Origin of the sequence: Lutibacter sp. TH_r2 (assembly GCF_033101135.1) — a bacterium.
In the GTDB taxonomy this organism is placed as follows: domain Bacteria; phylum Bacteroidota; class Bacteroidia; order Flavobacteriales; family Flavobacteriaceae; genus Lutibacter.
The window spans coordinates 375,680-394,174 of the sequence record NZ_JAWMPV010000003.1; the positions used below are offsets into that span (position 1 = coordinate 375,680).

General features: G+C 29.6%; 25 protein-coding genes. 23 read left to right on the forward strand and 2 right to left on the reverse strand.

Annotation, left to right across the window (positions count from 1 at the left end; all coding sequences use genetic code 11):
* The first annotated feature begins 50 nt into the window (after positions 1-50).
* The 12 genes from R3X25_RS11535 (at position 51) to R3X25_RS11590 (ending at position 8,051) form a co-directional block, all read left to right on the forward strand.
* Entirely contained in the window at positions 51-479 is a 429-nt protein-coding gene (locus tag R3X25_RS11535; protein ID WP_317674956.1) for a hypothetical protein, read from the forward strand.
* A 150-nt stretch (positions 480-629) separates the two neighbouring features.
* Positions 630-1,295, forward strand: coding sequence for a hypothetical protein (locus tag R3X25_RS11540; protein WP_317674958.1), 666 nt, complete (start codon positions 630-632; stop codon positions 1,293-1,295).
* Positions 1,296-1,486: 191 nt separating this feature from the next.
* Complete coding sequence (locus R3X25_RS11545; protein ID WP_317674960.1) at positions 1,487-1,900, forward strand: hypothetical protein; 414 nt, start codon at positions 1,487-1,489, stop codon at positions 1,898-1,900.
* Between the two features lie 176 nt (positions 1,901-2,076).
* The gene (locus R3X25_RS11550) at positions 2,077-2,478 is read left to right on the forward strand and encodes a hypothetical protein (protein ID WP_173302575.1); all 402 of its coding nucleotides are present in this window, start codon (positions 2,077-2,079) and stop codon (positions 2,476-2,478) included.
* A gap of 171 nt (positions 2,479-2,649) precedes the next feature.
* On the forward strand, positions 2,650-2,814 hold the full coding sequence (locus R3X25_RS11555; protein WP_317674962.1) for a hypothetical protein: 165 nt from the start codon (positions 2,650-2,652) through the stop codon (positions 2,812-2,814).
* Between the two features lie 38 nt (positions 2,815-2,852).
* Positions 2,853-2,975, forward strand: a complete 123-nt coding sequence (locus R3X25_RS11560; protein WP_317674964.1) for a hypothetical protein — start codon at positions 2,853-2,855, stop codon at positions 2,973-2,975.
* 236 nt (positions 2,976-3,211) lie between these two features.
* On the forward strand, positions 3,212-3,937 hold the full coding sequence (locus R3X25_RS11565) for a hypothetical protein (RefSeq protein ID WP_317674966.1): 726 nt from the start codon (positions 3,212-3,214) through the stop codon (positions 3,935-3,937).
* A 190-nt stretch (positions 3,938-4,127) separates the two neighbouring features.
* Positions 4,128-4,499, forward strand: coding sequence for a transposase (locus tag R3X25_RS11570; RefSeq protein WP_317674967.1), 372 nt, complete (start codon positions 4,128-4,130; stop codon positions 4,497-4,499).
* Between the two features lie 2 nt (positions 4,500-4,501).
* Complete coding sequence (locus R3X25_RS11575) at positions 4,502-5,350, forward strand: IS3 family transposase (protein WP_317675069.1); 849 nt, start codon at positions 4,502-4,504, stop codon at positions 5,348-5,350.
* Between the two features lie 146 nt (positions 5,351-5,496).
* Positions 5,497-6,165: a DUF4468 domain-containing protein gene (locus R3X25_RS11580; RefSeq protein WP_317674969.1), complete on the forward strand. Its 669-nt coding sequence runs from the start codon at positions 5,497-5,499 to the stop codon at positions 6,163-6,165.
* A gap of 214 nt (positions 6,166-6,379) precedes the next feature.
* A complete protein-coding gene (locus R3X25_RS11585) occupies positions 6,380-7,315 on the forward strand; it encodes a hypothetical protein (protein WP_317674971.1) in 936 nt (311 codons plus the stop codon).
* A 229-nt stretch (positions 7,316-7,544) separates the two neighbouring features.
* A complete protein-coding gene (locus R3X25_RS11590) occupies positions 7,545-8,051 on the forward strand; it encodes a hypothetical protein (RefSeq protein ID WP_317674973.1) in 507 nt (168 codons plus the stop codon).
* Here the strand turns inward: R3X25_RS11590 and R3X25_RS11595 are convergent.
* A complete protein-coding gene (locus R3X25_RS11595; RefSeq protein ID WP_317674975.1) occupies positions 8,032-8,193 on the reverse strand; it encodes a hypothetical protein in 162 nt (53 codons plus the stop codon). The genes R3X25_RS11590 and R3X25_RS11595 overlap by 20 nt on opposite strands.
* Before the next feature lie 592 nt (positions 8,194-8,785).
* Between R3X25_RS11595 and R3X25_RS11600 the strand changes: the two genes are divergently transcribed.
* From R3X25_RS11600 to R3X25_RS11650, 11 genes are all read left to right on the forward strand, one after another.
* Complete coding sequence (locus R3X25_RS11600; protein ID WP_317674977.1) at positions 8,786-9,697, forward strand: oxidoreductase; 912 nt, start codon at positions 8,786-8,788, stop codon at positions 9,695-9,697.
* A gap of 38 nt (positions 9,698-9,735) precedes the next feature.
* Complete coding sequence (locus tag R3X25_RS11605; RefSeq protein WP_317674979.1) at positions 9,736-10,767, forward strand: aldo/keto reductase; 1,032 nt, start codon at positions 9,736-9,738, stop codon at positions 10,765-10,767.
* A 120-nt stretch (positions 10,768-10,887) separates the two neighbouring features.
* A complete protein-coding gene (locus R3X25_RS11610) occupies positions 10,888-11,814 on the forward strand; it encodes a helix-turn-helix transcriptional regulator (protein WP_317674981.1) in 927 nt (308 codons plus the stop codon).
* A gap of 366 nt (positions 11,815-12,180) precedes the next feature.
* Positions 12,181-13,005, forward strand: a complete 825-nt coding sequence (locus R3X25_RS11615) for a metallophosphoesterase (protein WP_317674983.1) — start codon at positions 12,181-12,183, stop codon at positions 13,003-13,005.
* 396 nt (positions 13,006-13,401) lie between these two features.
* Positions 13,402-13,932 carry a hypothetical protein gene (locus R3X25_RS11620; protein WP_317674985.1) on the forward strand — a complete coding sequence of 177 codons (531 nt, stop codon included), beginning with the start codon at positions 13,402-13,404 and terminating at the stop codon, positions 13,930-13,932.
* A gap of 161 nt (positions 13,933-14,093) precedes the next feature.
* On the forward strand, positions 14,094-14,684 hold the full coding sequence (locus R3X25_RS11625; RefSeq protein WP_317674987.1) for a hypothetical protein: 591 nt from the start codon (positions 14,094-14,096) through the stop codon (positions 14,682-14,684).
* Positions 14,685-14,877: 193 nt separating this feature from the next.
* Positions 14,878-15,360 (forward strand): tetratricopeptide repeat protein, encoded by a 483-nt coding sequence (locus R3X25_RS11630; protein WP_317674989.1) that lies wholly within the window; start codon positions 14,878-14,880, stop codon positions 15,358-15,360.
* Between the two features lie 156 nt (positions 15,361-15,516).
* Positions 15,517-15,903, forward strand: a complete 387-nt coding sequence (locus R3X25_RS11635; RefSeq protein ID WP_317674991.1) for a hypothetical protein — start codon at positions 15,517-15,519, stop codon at positions 15,901-15,903.
* A gap of 316 nt (positions 15,904-16,219) precedes the next feature.
* Positions 16,220-16,561, forward strand: coding sequence for a hypothetical protein (locus R3X25_RS11640; protein ID WP_317674993.1), 342 nt, complete (start codon positions 16,220-16,222; stop codon positions 16,559-16,561).
* 153 nt (positions 16,562-16,714) lie between these two features.
* Positions 16,715-17,224, forward strand: a complete 510-nt coding sequence (locus R3X25_RS11645) for a hypothetical protein (protein WP_317674995.1) — start codon at positions 16,715-16,717, stop codon at positions 17,222-17,224.
* A 3-nt stretch (positions 17,225-17,227) separates the two neighbouring features.
* Positions 17,228-17,551: an HNH endonuclease signature motif containing protein gene (locus R3X25_RS11650; protein ID WP_317674997.1), complete on the forward strand. Its 324-nt coding sequence runs from the start codon at positions 17,228-17,230 to the stop codon at positions 17,549-17,551.
* Positions 17,552-17,764: 213 nt separating this feature from the next.
* On the opposite strand, the gene R3X25_RS11655 is transcribed toward R3X25_RS11650, so the two are convergent.
* Positions 17,765-18,406, reverse strand: a complete 642-nt coding sequence (locus R3X25_RS11655) for a DUF6266 family protein (protein WP_317674999.1) — start codon at positions 18,404-18,406, stop codon at positions 17,765-17,767.
* Between the last annotated feature and the right edge of the window lie 89 nt (positions 18,407-18,495).

Here is an 18,495-nt window from a genome sequence, read left to right on the forward strand (position 1 = left end):
CAACTTTCCATACACAAAACCGTTGGCTACAATATAAAAAATGAAAATTTATGAAAAAGATTTACTTTGATGATATGTCAAATTTAAAAAAGAATTGGACTAAACCGATTATGTTATTTCTGGGATTAATTTTGATCATATTCGGAACATTCACTGAATTCCTATCTGAAGATTGGAATAAATGGATTAAAGCTTCTGGATATCTCTTATTTTCTATTTATTTCCTACGAAAAGTTATTCGAAAAAATTATGTTCAATGGAATAAATTGGGAATGACAGTTCGAATTAACTCATATTTCGGAGAAAAAAGAATTACGTTTAGTGAGATTAATTCTTATGAGTTTATAAATGATAAATTAAGAATTATTCAATCAAGTAAAACGATTGAATTAGACTTGAAAAATTTTTCCGATTATGACAAAACAAAAATGATTAAAATAATTGAAAAATATACTGTAGCCAACAACGTATTCAATTAATTGCTAGGCTAGGTTTCCATTTACGAAAATCCTCACGGATTTTCTTTGTTCGGGAACTATTTGCTAAATTTAAAGTCTAAAACACGCAACTAAATTAAATACAAAACCGTTGCCATTCATTGCGGAAAATACTAAAACCTAAAAATATAAATGGAGTTTAAAAATTTTGAGGAAAACCTTTTACGCTTGATTAATGACTATTTCATTTCGAGAAATGGAAAAGTTGGAGTATTAGAAAACTCTTATTCTTTAAACTCAAATAATTATAGTGATACAGTCTTCATTAACATTGGAAATAACATTTCAAAAAAACTATTTAGAGTACATATTGGAATTGTTAGACGCATTCATATAATTGAAAAATTATGGGAAGATTTAGAAACAAGAGAAAAACAAAATAGTACGTTTGGAACTGGAATTAACCAAACTATGACTACGATTGAAATTGATTCTAACGAGAATGATTCAGTGAAAAAGTCTTTTAATTTTATTGTTGATAATTTAGAAAACCAATTAACCGAAAAATTAGATTATTACTCTGACATAAATATTCTTGATTCAATATTTAATTCTACGTATGATAACTTAAATGTTTATCCAGCTACTATTCACGGAATTTGGTATAAAAAGCTAATTATAGCGAAACTAGCTGATAATCCTGATTTTAATTTAATTTTTAATTACTTAAATGATATGTTCATTCAAATTATCAAAGATAAACCTAATGATAAAAAATGGAAGGAACGATTTATGATTCTGAAAGAAGTAAATAAAAGAGTTCAATTATTAGATAAGTTAAATAAAGATATTTTATGATAATCTTTTCACGATATTAAATATAAAAACAACGAAATGGCAACAACTGGTATATTTTATAGCTTGGTTTTAGCACACTTACGAAAATCCTAGCGGATTTTCTTGGCAGGTAATTATTTAGTAAATTAGTCGCTTAAACACGCCACAAAACATACCAAAAACCGTTAGCAAAAATAAAATCACAGAACGCTATGAAAAATTATTTATTGATTTTATTGAGTTTTATTTCCATGAATAATTACTCACAAATTCTAAATGAGAGAAAATTAAATAAAATAGAATCTTTTGGAATTAATTTGACAAATTTTAATCAGAATGAACAAAAAGTGATTAATGATTGGAATTTAATACTTGATAAAGATTGGAAACGAAAAAAAACAAAGACTGCTGGAATTGTTTTTACATCATTATCAATTTTGAGTACAGCGTTTGGAGCAAAATTAATATCCGACAATAAAAACTCCGAGGAAGGAGTTGGACATTCTATCGGAGTAATGTTTGTTACTGGAGGAGTAATAAGTGCAGGAATATCTGTTCCATTATTTATATCTTCGAGTAAAAGGAAAAAAGAAAGAGATAAACTGATTAAGTTATATAAAGAGTGAGATTTATTGACAAAACGAATGACAATACTTTTGCTAACACTGCATATACTTTATTGCTTGGTTATAGCCTACTTACGAAAATCCTAGCGGATTTTCTATTCGGTAATTATTTACTAAATTAGGTGCTTAAAAAACGCAACAAAGCATATTCAAACTCGTTGTAACACATTCGATTAATGAAAAATAAGATGAAATTATTAATCAAACTGATTGAGAATTATGAGAATAATTTGATTACAGCAGATTCTACGATTTACGAGTTTAATAAAATAGCAAATTCACCAATTGATAAATTCATTCTTGAATCATATTGGAAGTCAGAAAGTATTGAGGAATTTGTTGCGAGTTACTCGTATGAGGAAATCAATGATTGGAAAGAAATTGATGATGAAAGAGCTATGAATTTAATAAATGAGTATAAGGAGAATTTTGGTGAGAAATTAATAACGGAAAGAATTATCAAAGCTTTGGAGAAAAGATATTCAAAAACTCAAGGTTCGTTAAATGAGATTATTTATGAGAAAACAACAACAGAAGTATTGAGCTTCTTGAAAAAAGATACAGTGATACGATTATAAAAACGTGTTACAACACCGCATATAATTTATTGCTAGTTCAAGCCGACTTACGAAAATCCTAGCGGATTTCCTATTTGGTTTTTATTTGCTAAATTAGTGCTTTAAACACGCAACAAACCATATTCAAACCCGTTGCCAAATATTGCAGAAAAACGAAAAAAATAGAAAAATATGAATAAAGCTAGAATTATAGGAGGAATATTAATCATCATTGGAATTATATTAGTTTTCTTAATTGATTATGATGGAATTGGATTTTTAGGAGGTGCTATATTAGGAATTGGGATTGGATTTGTATTAACAGGTAGATTTAGTTATAAAACTAAAACTGATTGAGAAATATTAGTTTCTCTCCTACTCTACTAGATTGAGAATTGAAGTGGTACGATTTAAACACCAGTACGGAATTCAAAGTTGAAACGGATAGATTTCCAAATCATAGCGGAATTGAGCAAGGAAACGGTTTGATTTTAGCACAGCAGTGGAGAAATGATTAGAGGGATTGCAAAATAAAAAAATTACACTGAATAAAGATATAAAACGAATTGATAATTCAGAATGTAAACAACATTAGGCAACACTGGGTTTATTTCATTGCTTGGCTATTCCACATACGATTAGCCTCTGAAGCTCCAAATGTTTTAGATTTTTAATTAACTTTGAACTAAACCAACGCAACGAAATTAAACCCAAAACCGTTGTAAAAAATAAAAACGAATTAAATAACTATAAAATGAAAACAAAAACTATGAAAAGAATTACTACATTATTTGTATTAGCTTTATTTACTATTACGAGTATAAATGCTCAAAAAGAATTAGACGTTTTGACATATGAAAATACTCAAGACATTAATTTTTTTAGAAACATCAAAAACAATACTAAAGTAAAAAAGTATGTTACTGTTAGTGAAAATATTGTTAAAATTGGAGACACCTTAATTTTAGGAAACCCTACATCACAAGAAACGAATTCAAGAACTATTGGAGGTAGTTATGGCAGTAGAGGAAGAGTTGGAGCTGCAAAAACGAGAAGTACAACAACAAAAACTTATGAATTCATTAAAATGGGAAGACCTGCAGGATTTGGAAGTATTATGACTGCTATGAGTGGAGAATCACAGATAATGGCAAGTAATAGTTTCAAGAATACTAAAGTTATAGTTAATGAAATGAAAGCATATCATAGAGGAAGTAAAAAGAAACCTCTTTATATTGTTATGGTTTTAGGAGAAATTAATGGTCGAGCTTTTGGTGTAAACAAATACTTAAGTGTAATGGATTCTGAATTAGCATTAGAATCTGGTGAAATTTTATTGAAAAATAGAAAAATGACGAGAGATGAAGCAATTTCAAAATTAAAAGAAGCTAAAGAATTAATGGAAATTGAAATGATGTCTAAAGAAGAATTTGATAAATTGAAAAAAGAACTTGCTCCAATAATAATGAATAAAGGTTAAAACTATTACTTTTTACAACAACTGGTATATTTTATTGCTAGGCTGATTTCCTTTCGGAAATCAAATCAATTTAATTAACTTTGTTACTAAACCGAAAATCCTATCGGATTTTCTCGCAACAAAACATACCAAAAACCGTTGTAAATAATGGTGACCCGTCCTGAATAAAGGCTACATAATTTTAAACATTATGTATAAAAACGACAAAGTAACCAGACGTTACAGCGAACCATTCAAATTAAAAATTTTAGCCGAACTTAGTACTGGAAAGTATAATAAGTATCAACTAGGTAAACTTTACGGTATTGCTTGTTCTACAATCAATGAATGGATTAAAAAGTATGACCGTAAAGACCTTATGAACACAAGAGTTATGGTAGAAACTAATGATGAAATATCAAGAATAAAAGCATTACAAAAAGAGATCAATCAACTTAAGAAACTGCTCCTTAAAAAAGATATGGATGGACTTATTGATGATGCATATTTAGAAGTTGCAGCTCAAAAATTAGGATATAAAAGTGTATTGGAACTTAAAAAAAAACTAAGTATCAAGCCTTAATCATTGCTGTAGTAAAATCCAAAGGATTTACGTCTATTTCTAGGGTATGTAAAGGTTTTAACTTAAAACGAGATGCTTATTATAAATACAAATATAGAGCCAATAGGAGAAACAAAGTTGAACAACAAATTATACATATCGTTAAAAAAAGACGTAAGTCCTTACCCAGAGAAGGTGTGCGTAAATTAATGAAGTCTCTAAATAACGACTTTGATAAACAACATTTAAAAGTTGGAAGAGATGCCCTATTTAAAGTGCTTAGAGAGCATAATATGCTAACATTAAGAAAAAAATATAGTTGTAGAACTACAAATTCATACCACAGATTTTATAAGTATAACAATATGATTAAAGACATAGAAGTGACAAAACCGAATCAAGTTTGGGCTTCTGATATAACATACATCAGAACCTTAAACGGATTCTGTTACCTGGCTCTAATTACAGATATGTACTCAAGGAAAATTGTAGGATACGACCTTAGTGACAGCTTAGAACTTAAAGGATGTGTGAGAGCGCTTAATAAGGCTTTGTATAAAACAAAAAACATTAAGGGACTCATACATCATTCTGACAGAGGAATACAATACTGCAGTAATGTATACACTCAAATACTCAAAAGAAAAAAAATTGAAATTTCTATGACTGAAGAAAATCACTGTTACGAAAACGCACTAGCGGAAAGAGTAAACGGAATATTAAAAGATGAATTTTACCTTGACCAAACCTTTATGGATACTGATCACGCAAAAAGAGCCGCAAAAAATGCAATTAAATTATACAACGAAGTAAGATTACACTTATCTTTAAACTTTAAAACACCAAATATGGTATATAAATTAACAGCGTAAATTCAATTTTAACCTGTAGCCGTATTTTAGGACTAGACATGGCGGATTATGAGCTTTAAGGATTTATGATTTGAATTAATCGTTAAGCTTTACAACTTAATCGAAAAAAAACTAATGAGAAGATAGAAACCTACAAATGAAAAAATATGAAAAATTTATTGATACTATCATTTTTACTAATTAATACAATTGTTTTTAGTCAAACTACCAATGATAACAAAAATGGATATTATGAAATAATTAAAGTTGATAGCTTATCTAAAGAACAAATTTACAAAAGATCAAAAGAATGGATAGCATTGAATTATAAATCAGCTAATGATGTTATTCAGTTTGATACAACAGATAAAATTATTGTTAAAGGAATTTTTAAGATTCCGTATCTTACTTATGAGCATACTTATAACCACTCACTAATAGTATCTTTTAAAGAAAATAGATATAAGATTGAAATGGTATTAAACTCAATGCACACCAATTTATCATCTGAAAAACTTAATATTGAAAATGGATATTTGAGCACAGATAGAGATGAAATCTTTGAACGAATTACCTCAAACCCTAACTCTAAAGAGGAAAACATAAAAAAAATGTTTATAGAAGAATTCAAAAATTTAGGTTTTAGTGAAAAAAAGGCTTTAAAAGAATGGGAGAAAAACAAAGCTGATATGCTTTCAACAATTCCAAAATCACCAAATGATATCGAAATAAAACCTATTGTCCAAAACATAGAATTGATAAGAAAGAAAGTCAAAGATATTTTTTATAATATTGAAAATTTTATTAAAAATAAAAAATCAGATGATAATTGGTAATTTAATTTCAAATTGAAAAATTGAATGAGAAGAAAATACAATGTTTGAACTAAAACCACTATTTACAACAACTGGTATATTTTATAGCTTGGTTTTTGCATACTTACGAAAATCCTAAAGGGATTTTCTTGGTCAGTAATTATTTACTAAATTAGTTGCTTAATCACGCCACAAAACATACCAAAAACCGTTAGCTAATATTTTGATGATTAAAATGAAAAGATTAGAATTACTTATAGATACTTTAAATGAAACTGAACATTTATCAGGAGAAAAGTTTAACACAAATTCTAAAGCTATTTCAACTTTTATCACTTTATATGGAGAAGAGTTATATAAAGAAAAAATTGAATCAAAGAATTTTTTTATTTATAATCCTTTTTACTATCCTAGCTTTTGCATAGGAAGAGAAATCAAACGCTATAAAACTAAATTATCGGAAATAAATAATCTTTTAAATAAAGTTAAACAGGTTCCAATAAGAAATTATTTAAGACTTAATCTAATCGAACACTGTCTTAATATTTGTGAACAAGATTTAGCAAAAAATATAATACTTGATTTACCTGACGAATCGAAATATTCAGCCCATAGATTATTATTAAAGAAATACGCTTTAAAAGGAAATTTGAATGATTTTAAAGAAACTCTTAAATTATCAAAATCAAATAAGTCTCCAAGAAATGACATTTTTGATTCGAAAAAAGTTTTTATCGAAAATTATTCTTTAAAAAATGGAATCTTAAAATCTTTGGAAATCTGTAATCTTAAAATTTTTGGTGAAAAATTCTATACGAATTCGTTAATCCCACATTGTAAGAAACTTTCAATTCGGAAAATTGATGAAATAATTGAAAAATACCCTATAATAAAGAAAAATGAGAAAAATATTAAAGCAATAGCTTATGTTGAGCATTTTAATAAAAATAAAAGAAGTTCTATTGGGAAATTATTATTTGAAAAAACTCTGAACGAATTAAAAAAAGTTGATAAAAATTTAAAGTTTGGGGATGGAAGATTAAAAGATTTCTTATTATGTAGTTTAGGTAGTTCTATTACAAATATTGACCAAATAAATCAATGTAAAAAAATGATAATTTCTCCATTCTATAAAAAAGAATTAAATTACTATATAAAAAACATTAGCTAACAATTGGTATATTTTATTGTTTGGTTCTAGCACACTTACGAAAATCCTATCGGATTTTCTAGGTCGGTAATTATTTACTAAATTTATTGCTTAATCACTCAACAAAACATACCACAAACCGTTGGGAAAAATATTAGGCACGAGGGGTTTGTCATAACGAAACCTCAACATTATATTTATTTTTTTTAGCAATCTACACGTGTTATAAAACGTGATTAAAATTAACGCTATGAGTTTACAAGAGTTTAATGAAGATATAAGATTTGATATGCACTGTTCAATTAGTAGAGTTAGGTCTTTACTGGATTCTAAAATATTATGGAGTAAAGAAAATGAATTATATTTAAATTCTGTTTTAACTGAAGTTTTAATAGAGTTAAGAGATTTATTGAAAAAATCTGACAAATATTTAGGTAAAAGAATAAATTTTAAAGATGATGTTATAGAAGATAAAAGATTTAATGTATATGATGTTGATGATTTGATAAAATTCTTTAGAGATTGTGTTTGCCATAGCCATATACCACAATTAAAATTTGACAATAATAGGTTTAAAATCCATTTTAATAGAATAACAAAAAAGGAGGTTTTTTCTACTTGGGGAGGTGTCGTTATAGAAAATAAATATGATGATGACATTGCATTTAATATGGGTTCAAATGTAATATATTTAAAAAGACATATTGAACGAGCATTTAAAGAAGTTGAAGACATATTTAAACCTTATAATTATTAATATAATCACTACTACTTATCAATTCAGCTACTTTAAATGATAAAAAATCATCTTCATAAAAATATGTTATCTGAATAATTTCATCCGCTAATCTTTTTAGTTTTTCGTCTTTTATAATGTATTTAGGTCTTTCGTTTTCCATTGTTTCTAAATCTTTGTGAGAAGCTCACCGAAAATTGTTTCTAAACTCTAACGGGTTTATTTTGCTTTTTCAAACCAAATTGCCACCGCTAAAAAAAATAAATGTTAAGGCTTTGTTTTGTCTTGCTAACCTAGTTCATTATCATTCCTAATACTTTAACCAACTGTCAGTATATAAAAAATTACTTCTCTTGTTATTAATTCTATTATTATTTATTTAAATTTACTCTTTGGAGGCTATGAAAAATCTTTTATAAAACACGTAACTTTTCATATACACTCCGTTAACAACAAGGCTAAAAAAGAACCAAACTGACAAGATTTCCATAATATAGATAGTACAAAATTGAAATCCCACCCACAAACAACACATTTGCAAATCACACGAGCCAACCCTTGACCAAAATTTGCAAAAGAGTTGTTTTTTCTAACACACCTCTTGCAATAAATGATATTTCCTTTATAATCTCATTTAATGTTAGCAACTAACGAAAATGTATACATTATCTGCAAAAATGTTTAAGTAACATGCCTCTTGTGTGCTGTTACTTTGTATCGTAATAAAATTCATTAATAATTAAAACTTTAAAATGATGAGTTTAGGAGGAAAAATAGTGTCAAGAAAATATTGGAGTGCTGACGACATACCCAGTCAAAAAAGCAGGGTCTCTATAGTTACTGGATCGTCGAGCGGGATAGGCAAGGAAACTGCGAGAGTGTTAGCACAGAAACAATCGACTGTGGTACTTGCTGTAAGAAATGTGTCTAAAGGTGAGAAGGTTGCAGAGGAAATACGAGCAGACCATCCAGACGCCGACATTTCGGTTATGCAGCTGGATCTTTCCAATCTTCGTTCAATTCAAGAGTTCAGTTCGCAGTTTTTAGCAAATTTCGACAGACTTGATTTGCTGATTAACAACGCAGGAGTAGCCTGCCCTTATGCCAAGACTGACGACGGGTTTGAAATTCTGATTGGTACGAATCATTTAGGTCACTTTGCATTGACCGGACATTTGATTGAGGCACTCAAGAAAACACCAGATTCCCGCGTGGTGGTCGTTTCCGCCGGCGCTCATAAGTCCTCGAAGATCGATTTGGATGATCTGAATTGGGAAAAGCGAAAATACAGCAATTTTACGGCGTACGCTGATAGCAAATTGGCGAATCTCTACTTTGCCTATGAGCTGAAAAGACGGCTTGAATCAGAAGGTGGCAACCCTATGGTTACAGCCGCTCATCCAGGTTGGACGACATCAGGACTTCAGCGTGGTTTTGTGAAATTTTTAAATAGATTTTTCGGTCAGAGCAAAGAAATGGGAGCACTGCCAACCCTGCGAGCCGCAATAGACGAGAATGCGTCTTCGGGTGATTTTTTCGGCCCGAAGGATTTTTTTGAACTGCACGGCGCACCAATTAAGGTGGAATCAAGCAAGCTGTCGCATGATGCCGAAGCGGCGCAAAAGCTTTGGACGCTATCTGAAGATTTAACGGGGATAAAGTATTAATGGAATAGAACTAAATAAAAACTAAAAATAATAATGAGATGAAATACAGAAACTTAGGAAACACAGGATTATACGTTTCAGAGTTAACACTCGGAACCATGACTTTCGACAAAGAAGGTGGAAGCAACACCGGAGTGATTGGAACAACCGGACAGGAACTGGCCACAAAAATGGTTAACCGGGCAATGGATGCAGGTATTAACATTTTTGATACAGCTAATGTATATAGTTCGGGCGAATCGGAAATTATGCTTGGCAAAGCCTTAGGTGATAAAAGGAAAGATGTGCTTATTGCAACTAAGCTATATAATACAATAACTACTGGCCCAAATGACCTTGGTTCAAGCCGCCTTGCGATTATGCGGGAAGTGGAAGCCAGCTTAAAACGTCTGGGAACCGATTACATCGACCTATATCAGGTTCATCAATTCGATGCAACAACACCTCTTGAAGAAACAATGAGAGCACTGGATGACTTAATTCGTCAAGGAAAGGTGAGATATATAGGTCTTTCAAATTTCAGTGCATGGCAAATCGCCAAAGCTGATGGATTAGCGAAATTATTAGGCACTGAAAAATTCTGTTCTGTTCAGGCTTATTACTCATTAGTGGGACGTGAATTGGAGAGGGAAATTATACCTGCTGCAATGGATTTAGGATTGGGAACTTTGATATGGAGCCCTTTAGCAGGAGGCTTTTTAAGCGGGAAAATTACTCGTACAAGTGAAGCTTCAGGGCGAAGAGTAAATTTTGACTTTCCACCGGTTGAAAAGGAACAAGGTTTTAATGTTGTGGATAAACTAATGGAAATTGCAGAAAGTAAAAATGCTTCTGTTGCACAAATTGCTTTGGCTTGGTTGCTTCACAAACAAGGTGTTACCAGCGTAATTGTAGGAGCGCGAAAGGAAGAGCAGCTAATTGATAACCTGGGAGCAGCCGATATAGTGTTAAGCCATGATGAAATGAAGCTATTGGATGATGTGAGTATTTTAAAATCTGAATATCCACACTTTCTACAACCATTACAACGTGGAGAAACCATTTTTGGCAAGGTCGAAGACCTCAAATAATACAGACATCTATTTGATGAATAATTATTTATAAATCAACATCTTTAGTTTGCTGTAGTAAATGAAAGAAGGTAACAGCAGCTAAAGATGTTCTTATAGTTTTACATTAAATTTGTAGCAATGAAACATATAAACTTTAAAAATATTACGGAATTTAATCAGGCTCATCATTTACCAAAGCCTGAAAATCCGCTTTTTAGTATAGGATGTAAAAGCTTAAACGTCGATGAAATTGAGAACTGTGGTGCGCCATCTTCGGAAGAAGTTAGTTATAGTAACCCGTTTTATCTCATCAGCCTTAAAAACATCGTTTCGGGTGAAATTCTTTACGGACGTACAAAATACGATTGCGATACCGGAACCTTATTGTTTTCTGCACCTAATCAAACATATGCTTTAAAAGATGTAGTAATAAGTTCAGAATCCTGGGTTATTGCTATTCATGAAGATTTTATTCGAGGATTGGATATTCAGAAGCGAATCAAGAAATATAATTTCTTCAATTACAACGTAAACGAAGCTTTACACCTTTCTCCAAAAGAAGAAAAAATTATCAAACTTATTTTTAAAGGAATTGAAGCAGAATATAATAACAATCAGGATGAATTTAGTAAAGACATAATTATATCACATCTTGAAGCTTTGTTGAAATATGCTGATCGTTTTTATAAGCGCCAGTTTCTGAATCGTAAAGGTATTAATAAGGCTCTTTTTACTCGTTTTAAGGAGATATTAAATGTGTATTTTGATACAAATCAATTGGAAGAAAAAGGTATTCCAACGGTGGACTGGATTTCAAATGAATTAGGAGTTAGCCATCGCTATATGAGTGACACGATTAAAGCAGAAACGGGAAAAACAGCTATTGACCAAATTAACTTATACTTGATCGAAGAAGCAAAGAATTTATTGCTTACACCAAATATTTCTATTTCTGAAACAGCTTATAAATTGGGATTTGAATATCCACAATACTTTTCACGTTTATTCAAGAAAAAAACAGGGATAAGCCCTAAAGAATATATTGAAAATGCAGGCTTGAATTAATTCAATCACTTTCGATAATATGTTTAAATCTGTTGTATCGAAATTATGGATTTTTAAGAAAAATAATAAACAATTAATCTCATCAATATGAAATTCCTACCTTATGTAATATTATCATCCATACTGGCACTTCTCGTGTTATCAATTATCTATGTCTCAAAGAAAACCATTTTTGTATTTGAGATTGAAAATACACGTTTTATATATCTTGGATTTAGTATGTTTACTATTATTTTTCTCTTTGGGTTTGGATTATTTATGAATGCAACAGGAGAATTAGGGCATACACTTTATAGAATTGCAGCCCTTACAATGGGTGCTTATCTTTTTATTGTGTTCTCGTTTCTAATTGCTGACGGTATTAATTTGTTCGTAAAACAAAGCCCTTCTATCTATGGTTTTATTGGATTTGGGTTGGCTTGTCTTATTTCTGTATTGGGCTATTGGAATGCATCAAATATTAGAGTTACTCCTGTTAATATTCCAATACAGGGATTAAACCAAGAGGTTAAAGCGGTGCACCTTACCGATATTCATATTGGGCATTTCAGAACCAATGGTTTTTTGCAAAAAATTATCAGTAAAACCAATGCTCAAAATCCTGATGTAATATTTCTAACAGGCGATTATTTGGATAGTAAATACGCTCTAAATAAAAAATACTTTGAGCCACTAAAACAACTTAAAGCTCCTATATATTTTGTTGATGGAAATCATGACCATGCTACGGATAACGATAGCATTGTAGCTTTAATGCGAAGTGTTGGTGTTAAGGTTTTAGAAAATGAAGTTACTCACCTAAATGGCTTGCAAATAATTGGACTGAACTACATGCTTGCCGATCGAAATTCTTTAGACATGCACGCCTCTGGAGATAATCCTACAATTGCTGAAACATTACCAAGATTGGATATAGACAGAGAAAAGGCTACAGTTCTACTTCATCATGCCCCAAATGGAATTAAATATGCAAACAAATATGGCATTGATTTATACCTTGCCGGACATACACATGCAGGGCAGATTTTTCCTTTTAACTTTTTTTCTGATATGATGTTTGAGTACAACCGTGGATTACATGATTTTAAAGGAACAAAAGTATTTGTTTCGGAAGGAGTTGGAACGTTTGGCCCTCCTTTTAGGATTGGCACAAAAAGCGAGATTATATCACTTACTTTATCTCCTAATTAAAAAAAATGAGATTACTTGCTTGAATTAATGTCCCAACCCTATTTGTAAGCACATTGGTAAGTCGCACGAGCCACACTCAGGCTAAAACTTACCAAAGAGCTTACAAAGCCTGCCTGAGTAACCGACTTGCAGGACGGTTTTAGGCTTGCCCTCCCTTCAAAACAAAATAAATTTGGTGCTTCGAAAAAAGTTAGTGTTGATTAGATATTTATTAGATTGCAGAGTAAATTGATTGAAAACAATAAAGCCCAGTTGCTAACAATGCATAACCAAAATTGTTACATTTAGTAAAATAGAATGTTTCTTAATTCTATTTATATTAATTTCATAAAACGAAAAATTGCATAACCAAAACACAACTTTGGTTATTCTAACCCGTTGTGCAACATTATGAAAATGAGACAAACAATAATATTTATTTTAACAATTATATTTTTTAGTTGTCAAAATGATCTGGATAAGAATAAACAAGTATTTCAGAACATTCTTGGAGAAAAGAAAACAAATGCGATTAATTCATTAGTTACGGATTTTGAAAAGAATTTAAAGAAAAATTATCCTGAACTAAAAATAGAAAAGGCATACGAAAAATACCTAACTGAAATAATATCTGATTCAACAACTGACTTTGAAAAGTTTAAGTTTCAATCACCAAAAACAGAAATCAAACTGAATAAAAGTGGTTTATGGAATGAACTTTATTTAAAAGATGAAAATGGTCTATTAATGATTAATAAGACTGGGCAGTATTTAAGAGCTTTGGATTATGTTGGGAAAACAGACAAATTTGTAAAAGAATACTATGAAAACAGAGAAGCTGCTGGAATGATTAGACAAGAATTAATTGTGAGAGGAATTTTAAAATCTAATCCTAATTTTAATGATTATTTCCATAAAAGAATTGTAGTAATAGAATTTACATTTTGAAAAGTAATAAACGTTGCACAACAACTGGTATATTTTATTGTTTGGTTCTAGCACACTTACGAAAATCCTCACGGATTTTCTTGGTCAGTAATTATTTACTAAATTTAGTGCTTAAACACTCAACAAAACATACCAAAAACCGTTGGCGGTAATACGATAAAATGAAACCGATAGAATTTAAAGGAAAGACATATAATAATTGGAAAGATTACTTTCTTGACAAATTTGCTGACAAAGAAATATTTGAAGTCGAACAGTTAAATCTTGATGATAATTTTTTAGAAAGTTATCGAGTAACCTCAAAATTAGGAGAAAGTGAAACTGAAATTATTTTTCAAATGCATATTGATAGATTTAAATACCTTGAATTATTTGACGTTTATTTTAATAATCCAAAGTCACCAAAATTGGAGAATGATAATGAATCAAATTATGGATTTGATGGACAAGGTTCAACTTTCAATGTAAAGCATTTAAAAGAGATTGATGAGTGGATTGATATTCCAGTTTCAAAAGGTTGGATAGAAACCACAACATATTTTGATGAAAAAGAAATAAAAACAGAATGTACTTGGATTCAAGACAACAAATCTATAATATGTCCGATTGACCAAAAATATTTAGATAATTATGGTTGTTTTTTATTTCCAATTATACCATTGAAAATATTCTTGACAGATATAAAATTAAAGAAAAATCCAGGTAGAGTAAAAGTTGTCGAAAACGTAGTTGAACCTATGGTAAATAAGTAAAGTACATACCGCCAACAATGCGCATAAAAAATTGCTTAATTCAGTAAAATAGAATGTTTCTAACTAATAAAATAACTAAATTTATCAAGCTGAAAAGTACGATTTATCAATCGCAACTTTTCATGCTCTAACCCGTTGTGGTTAATTAGATGAAATGAAAAAGATAAAATCATATTTTAAGATTTCAAATCTTATGAAAGAAGCTTCCGATGCTTGGGAAAATAACCAAACTGATTTAGCAATAAAGTTTTATAAGGATATTTTGAAAATTGATTCTAAAAATTCTAAAGCAAATCTGTGGTTAGGAATACTACATTTTGACAATAATGATTTCGATAATGCTTTATCCTTTTTAAGAAAATTTAAAGATTTGAAACCTAAAGATTATCGTTCTTCTCTATATCTTGGACATATTTATTTAAAGAAAAAAGATTTCATTTTAGCAATAGAGGAATATGAAAATGTTTTAAATAAAATTAAGATTTATTCTGTATCTAATTTTAAGGATTATTATAATGGAAAATATGATGCTTTTTTCAATATTGCTTTCGCAAATTTCGCATTAGAAAATTTTACAAAAACGATTGATTTTACGAATAAAGCACTCAAAATAAAACCTGATTGTAAAATGACAAATGATTTAAAAATGATTGCGTATGATGAATTGAAAAAATAAACTAACCACAACACCTCATAAAATTTATGCTTACTTTTAAACTAAATAACGAACCGACAAACATTCAATAAACGATTTGCTACAACCGAAAAATCTCCGATTTTCCAGTCGCACAAATCTTATAAAAAACCGTTGTAAAACATTTGACAAAAAATTATGGGAATAGACAAAACAGAAGAATTATTAAAAAGATTTGATTATAAATTTGAAAGGAAAAATAACGAATTGATAGTGAAAATGGATTTTTCTCAAAGAATGATAATTGATTTCTCTGACTCTGAAAAAATTAAAATAAAAGATAAGCTCGTTGGTTGGATTTTTTTGACTGGATTAATTGAAATGAGTATTAAGAATGCAACTCTTTATAATTTTATTGGAGCAATAGTAATGACATTTTTATTCGTGTATTTGGATTTAGAGTATAGCGAAATCAATCTGATTTTTTTCTTTTTAATTTTTATAATTTGGGTCATCTTGTGGACAATGTTTTATTTAGTTAAATCGGAAAACCTTAAACGGACTTTAATTAGCTGGAATGAATAATAAGAACCTGAAAAAAAACGTTTTACAACACTGTTTATATTTTATAGCTTGGTTCTAGCACATTTACGAAAATCCTAAAGGGATTTTCTTGGTCGGTATTTATTTACTAAATTTATTGCTTAATCACGCTACAAAACATACACAAACCCGTTGCCATTAATTAGATGAAAATACAGAAATGATTAAACTAATTTTTATATTTATTGTATTTCAGATAATCTTCTTGATACCTTCATATTTTTTATATAGACGATTTTTGATTAAAAAATTAAGATTAAAAAAAATAAAATTGTATTCTTCTCTTGCAACAATATTAATGCCGATTTTTTGGACAACTCTAATGATTGCAATTTGTTATGGAATAATTAATCCTATTTTGAGGTCAAAAGAGTTTAATTCAAAAGAATGGATTGAAAATGTTGATTTAAGATACAGAATGATTAATGATTTAGAAAAAAATAATAAACTCATAGGAAAAACAAAAGAAGAGATAATTGAACTATTAGGAACTGAATACTCAACTGATTGTTGGACGAAAAATACGATTTGCTATATTTCACCTGATCCTGATAATTATGCTGTTTTAGATCACTTTGAATTTGTTGTCTTTTTGAATGAAAAGAACAAAGTTGAACGAGTTGAAAATATAAATAGATAAAAACTAATGGCAACAACTGGTATATTTTATTGTTTGGTTCAAGCACATTTACGAAAATCCTAAAGGGATTTTCTTGGTCAGTAATTATTTACTAAATTTATTGCTTAAACACTCAACAAAACATACCACAAACCGTTGTGCATAATTTAACGAATGAAATTAATTGAACATAGAAAGATTATAAATCAAAATCCGAATTCATACGAAACGGATTTAAAAACTGATAGATTAGTAAAATCAATTATTAATCATATTAGAGATGATTTTTCGAATATCAGATTTGATCAAAATAAAAGAAATATTCTAAAAGAAATTGTAAGATTATTATTTGAAGCACAAGAACAAAGACCTTTTTTTCACGTTGAGGGAACAGAATTACCTTTATGTTGGAATAGACCTTCTGATTGGGATATTGATTATATAAAATACGAATGGGGACATTTACTTTCACAAAATCAAATGCCAGAAAAAAGTAGCTCAATTGAGAATATTGGACTTTATTCTGCAAGATGTAATCAACATATTCAAAGCAGTATGAATATTCAAGAATTAATGGTTTACGGAGGACTTTTAGCTCAAAGAATATCAAATGTTTTAACTAATCGGAGAATTTTGTTTGAGTCCGATAAATGGAAAAATCTAATTTCAAATCTAAAGAGTTAAAAAATGGCAAATAGATGGGGAATTCCGATTGATGTTGAAAATTTTGTAAAACAAAGAGATAAAACTTGTGTCTATTGTGGAGTTGAGTTTTCAAAAGATAACTCTTCGAGAAAAACAAAACCATCTTGGGAACATATTATAAATGATATAAAAATAAACGGAAAAGATAATATTGCTCTTTGTTGCGTTTCTTGTAATGCTAGTAAAGGAGCGAAACTTTTAGAAGATTGGTTAAAAAGTGATTATTGCAAAAAGAAAAATATTACGATTGATACAGTTTCAACTGTAGTTCAAAACGTAATTTCAAAGACAAACACGATTGATTAAAAAAACTATGCACAACAACTGGTTGTCTTCTTAAAACTTCCTAGTAGTTGTTTTTAAAGGGTTTTTAAACTATATTTTAAAAATGGTACAACATAGGTACAACATTATTTTTACTACAATTTAATAGTAGTGATCTATAATTTATAAGCCAAAAAAACCGTTACAAATATAATGTAACGGTTTCTTTTTATGTGTAATTAATGCCTAAAGTTATTAAGCTGCCGTACCATTGCCTAAATACACACTATTTGATACTTGACTTCCATCCTCTGAAATAAAAGCCATAAAAACCTCTATTGTATCTCCAGCGTAAGAACTTGGTATTGATAGCATTTGAGTTGTAGCGGTTCTTACTTCACCATCCAAAATGTAAATTGATTCTTTTCTACTTGGGTTATAAACCAAAATCATTGCTTTATCAGTTGCATTTGCATTTCCTTCATCTGAATTATTATCCCATTCAAAAGTAACATTACCAGGAGTAGAAACGTCAAATGTAGGATTCAAAGGAGTTGACAAACTACCTCTACTCAATAATGCGTTAGAATAATCAATTGTAAAGTCTGGAGCTACTCCTCCAATTGCGTTATTTAATACATAAGACATTGCTGCATTAAATTCTGTTTTCTTTGTTGCAAAAGACTTATAACCAAGTTTTATAAAATCTTTATTCGGTTGTAAATACTCTAACGTAACGGTGAATTTATTACGCTGATTAACTTGTCCTTCTGTTCGTGGGTTTGCGACACTAGAAGGCTTAATTCTAATGTAATCAATACCTTTCCAAGTACCACCAATTACATTTCCTACCTTACCACTTAATCCACCTAAAATTCCTTGAGAAATCTTTCCCATAACTATATAAAATTTAAAATTAATACTTGTTCGGATTTGGTACGGACTTTATATTGCTTTTAAACTTTGTTTTCCCTACTAATATAACG

Bases quoted from the DNA above. Each gene is read 5' to 3' on its own strand.
- R3X25_RS11535 (WP_317674956.1), top strand. From the start codon at position 51: ATGAAAAAGATTTACTTTGATGATATGTCAAATTTAAAAAAGAATTGG.
- R3X25_RS11540 (WP_317674958.1), top strand. From the start codon at position 630: ATGGAGTTTAAAAATTTTGAGGAAAACCTTTTACGCTTGATTAATGAC.
- R3X25_RS11545 (WP_317674960.1), top strand. From the start codon at position 1,487: ATGAAAAATTATTTATTGATTTTATTGAGTTTTATTTCCATGAATAAT.
- R3X25_RS11550 (WP_173302575.1), top strand. From the start codon at position 2,077: ATGAAAAATAAGATGAAATTATTAATCAAACTGATTGAGAATTATGAG.
- R3X25_RS11555 (WP_317674962.1), top strand. From the start codon at position 2,650: ATGAATAAAGCTAGAATTATAGGAGGAATATTAATCATCATTGGAATT.
- R3X25_RS11565 (WP_317674966.1), top strand. From the start codon at position 3,212: ATGAAAACAAAAACTATGAAAAGAATTACTACATTATTTGTATTAGCT.
- R3X25_RS11570 (WP_317674967.1), top strand. From the start codon at position 4,128: ATGTATAAAAACGACAAAGTAACCAGACGTTACAGCGAACCATTCAAA.
- R3X25_RS11580 (WP_317674969.1), top strand. From the start codon at position 5,497: ATGAAAAATTTATTGATACTATCATTTTTACTAATTAATACAATTGTT.
- R3X25_RS11585 (WP_317674971.1), top strand. From the start codon at position 6,380: ATGAAAAGATTAGAATTACTTATAGATACTTTAAATGAAACTGAACAT.
- R3X25_RS11590 (WP_317674973.1), top strand. From the start codon at position 7,545: ATGAGTTTACAAGAGTTTAATGAAGATATAAGATTTGATATGCACTGT.
- R3X25_RS11595 (WP_317674975.1), bottom strand. From the start codon at position 8,193: ATGGAAAACGAAAGACCTAAATACATTATAAAAGACGAAAAACTAAAA.
- R3X25_RS11600 (WP_317674977.1), top strand. From the start codon at position 8,786: ATGAGTTTAGGAGGAAAAATAGTGTCAAGAAAATATTGGAGTGCTGAC.
- R3X25_RS11605 (WP_317674979.1), top strand. From the start codon at position 9,736: ATGAAATACAGAAACTTAGGAAACACAGGATTATACGTTTCAGAGTTA.
- R3X25_RS11610 (WP_317674981.1), top strand. From the start codon at position 10,888: ATGAAACATATAAACTTTAAAAATATTACGGAATTTAATCAGGCTCAT.
- R3X25_RS11620 (WP_317674985.1), top strand. From the start codon at position 13,402: ATGAGACAAACAATAATATTTATTTTAACAATTATATTTTTTAGTTGT.
- R3X25_RS11625 (WP_317674987.1), top strand. From the start codon at position 14,094: ATGAAACCGATAGAATTTAAAGGAAAGACATATAATAATTGGAAAGAT.
- R3X25_RS11630 (WP_317674989.1), top strand. From the start codon at position 14,878: ATGAAAGAAGCTTCCGATGCTTGGGAAAATAACCAAACTGATTTAGCA.
- R3X25_RS11635 (WP_317674991.1), top strand. From the start codon at position 15,517: ATGGGAATAGACAAAACAGAAGAATTATTAAAAAGATTTGATTATAAA.
- R3X25_RS11640 (WP_317674993.1), top strand. From the start codon at position 16,220: ATGCCGATTTTTTGGACAACTCTAATGATTGCAATTTGTTATGGAATA.
- R3X25_RS11645 (WP_317674995.1), top strand. From the start codon at position 16,715: ATGAAATTAATTGAACATAGAAAGATTATAAATCAAAATCCGAATTCA.
- R3X25_RS11650 (WP_317674997.1), top strand. From the start codon at position 17,228: ATGGCAAATAGATGGGGAATTCCGATTGATGTTGAAAATTTTGTAAAA.
- R3X25_RS11655 (WP_317674999.1), bottom strand. From the start codon at position 18,406: ATGGGAAAGATTTCTCAAGGAATTTTAGGTGGATTAAGTGGTAAGGTA.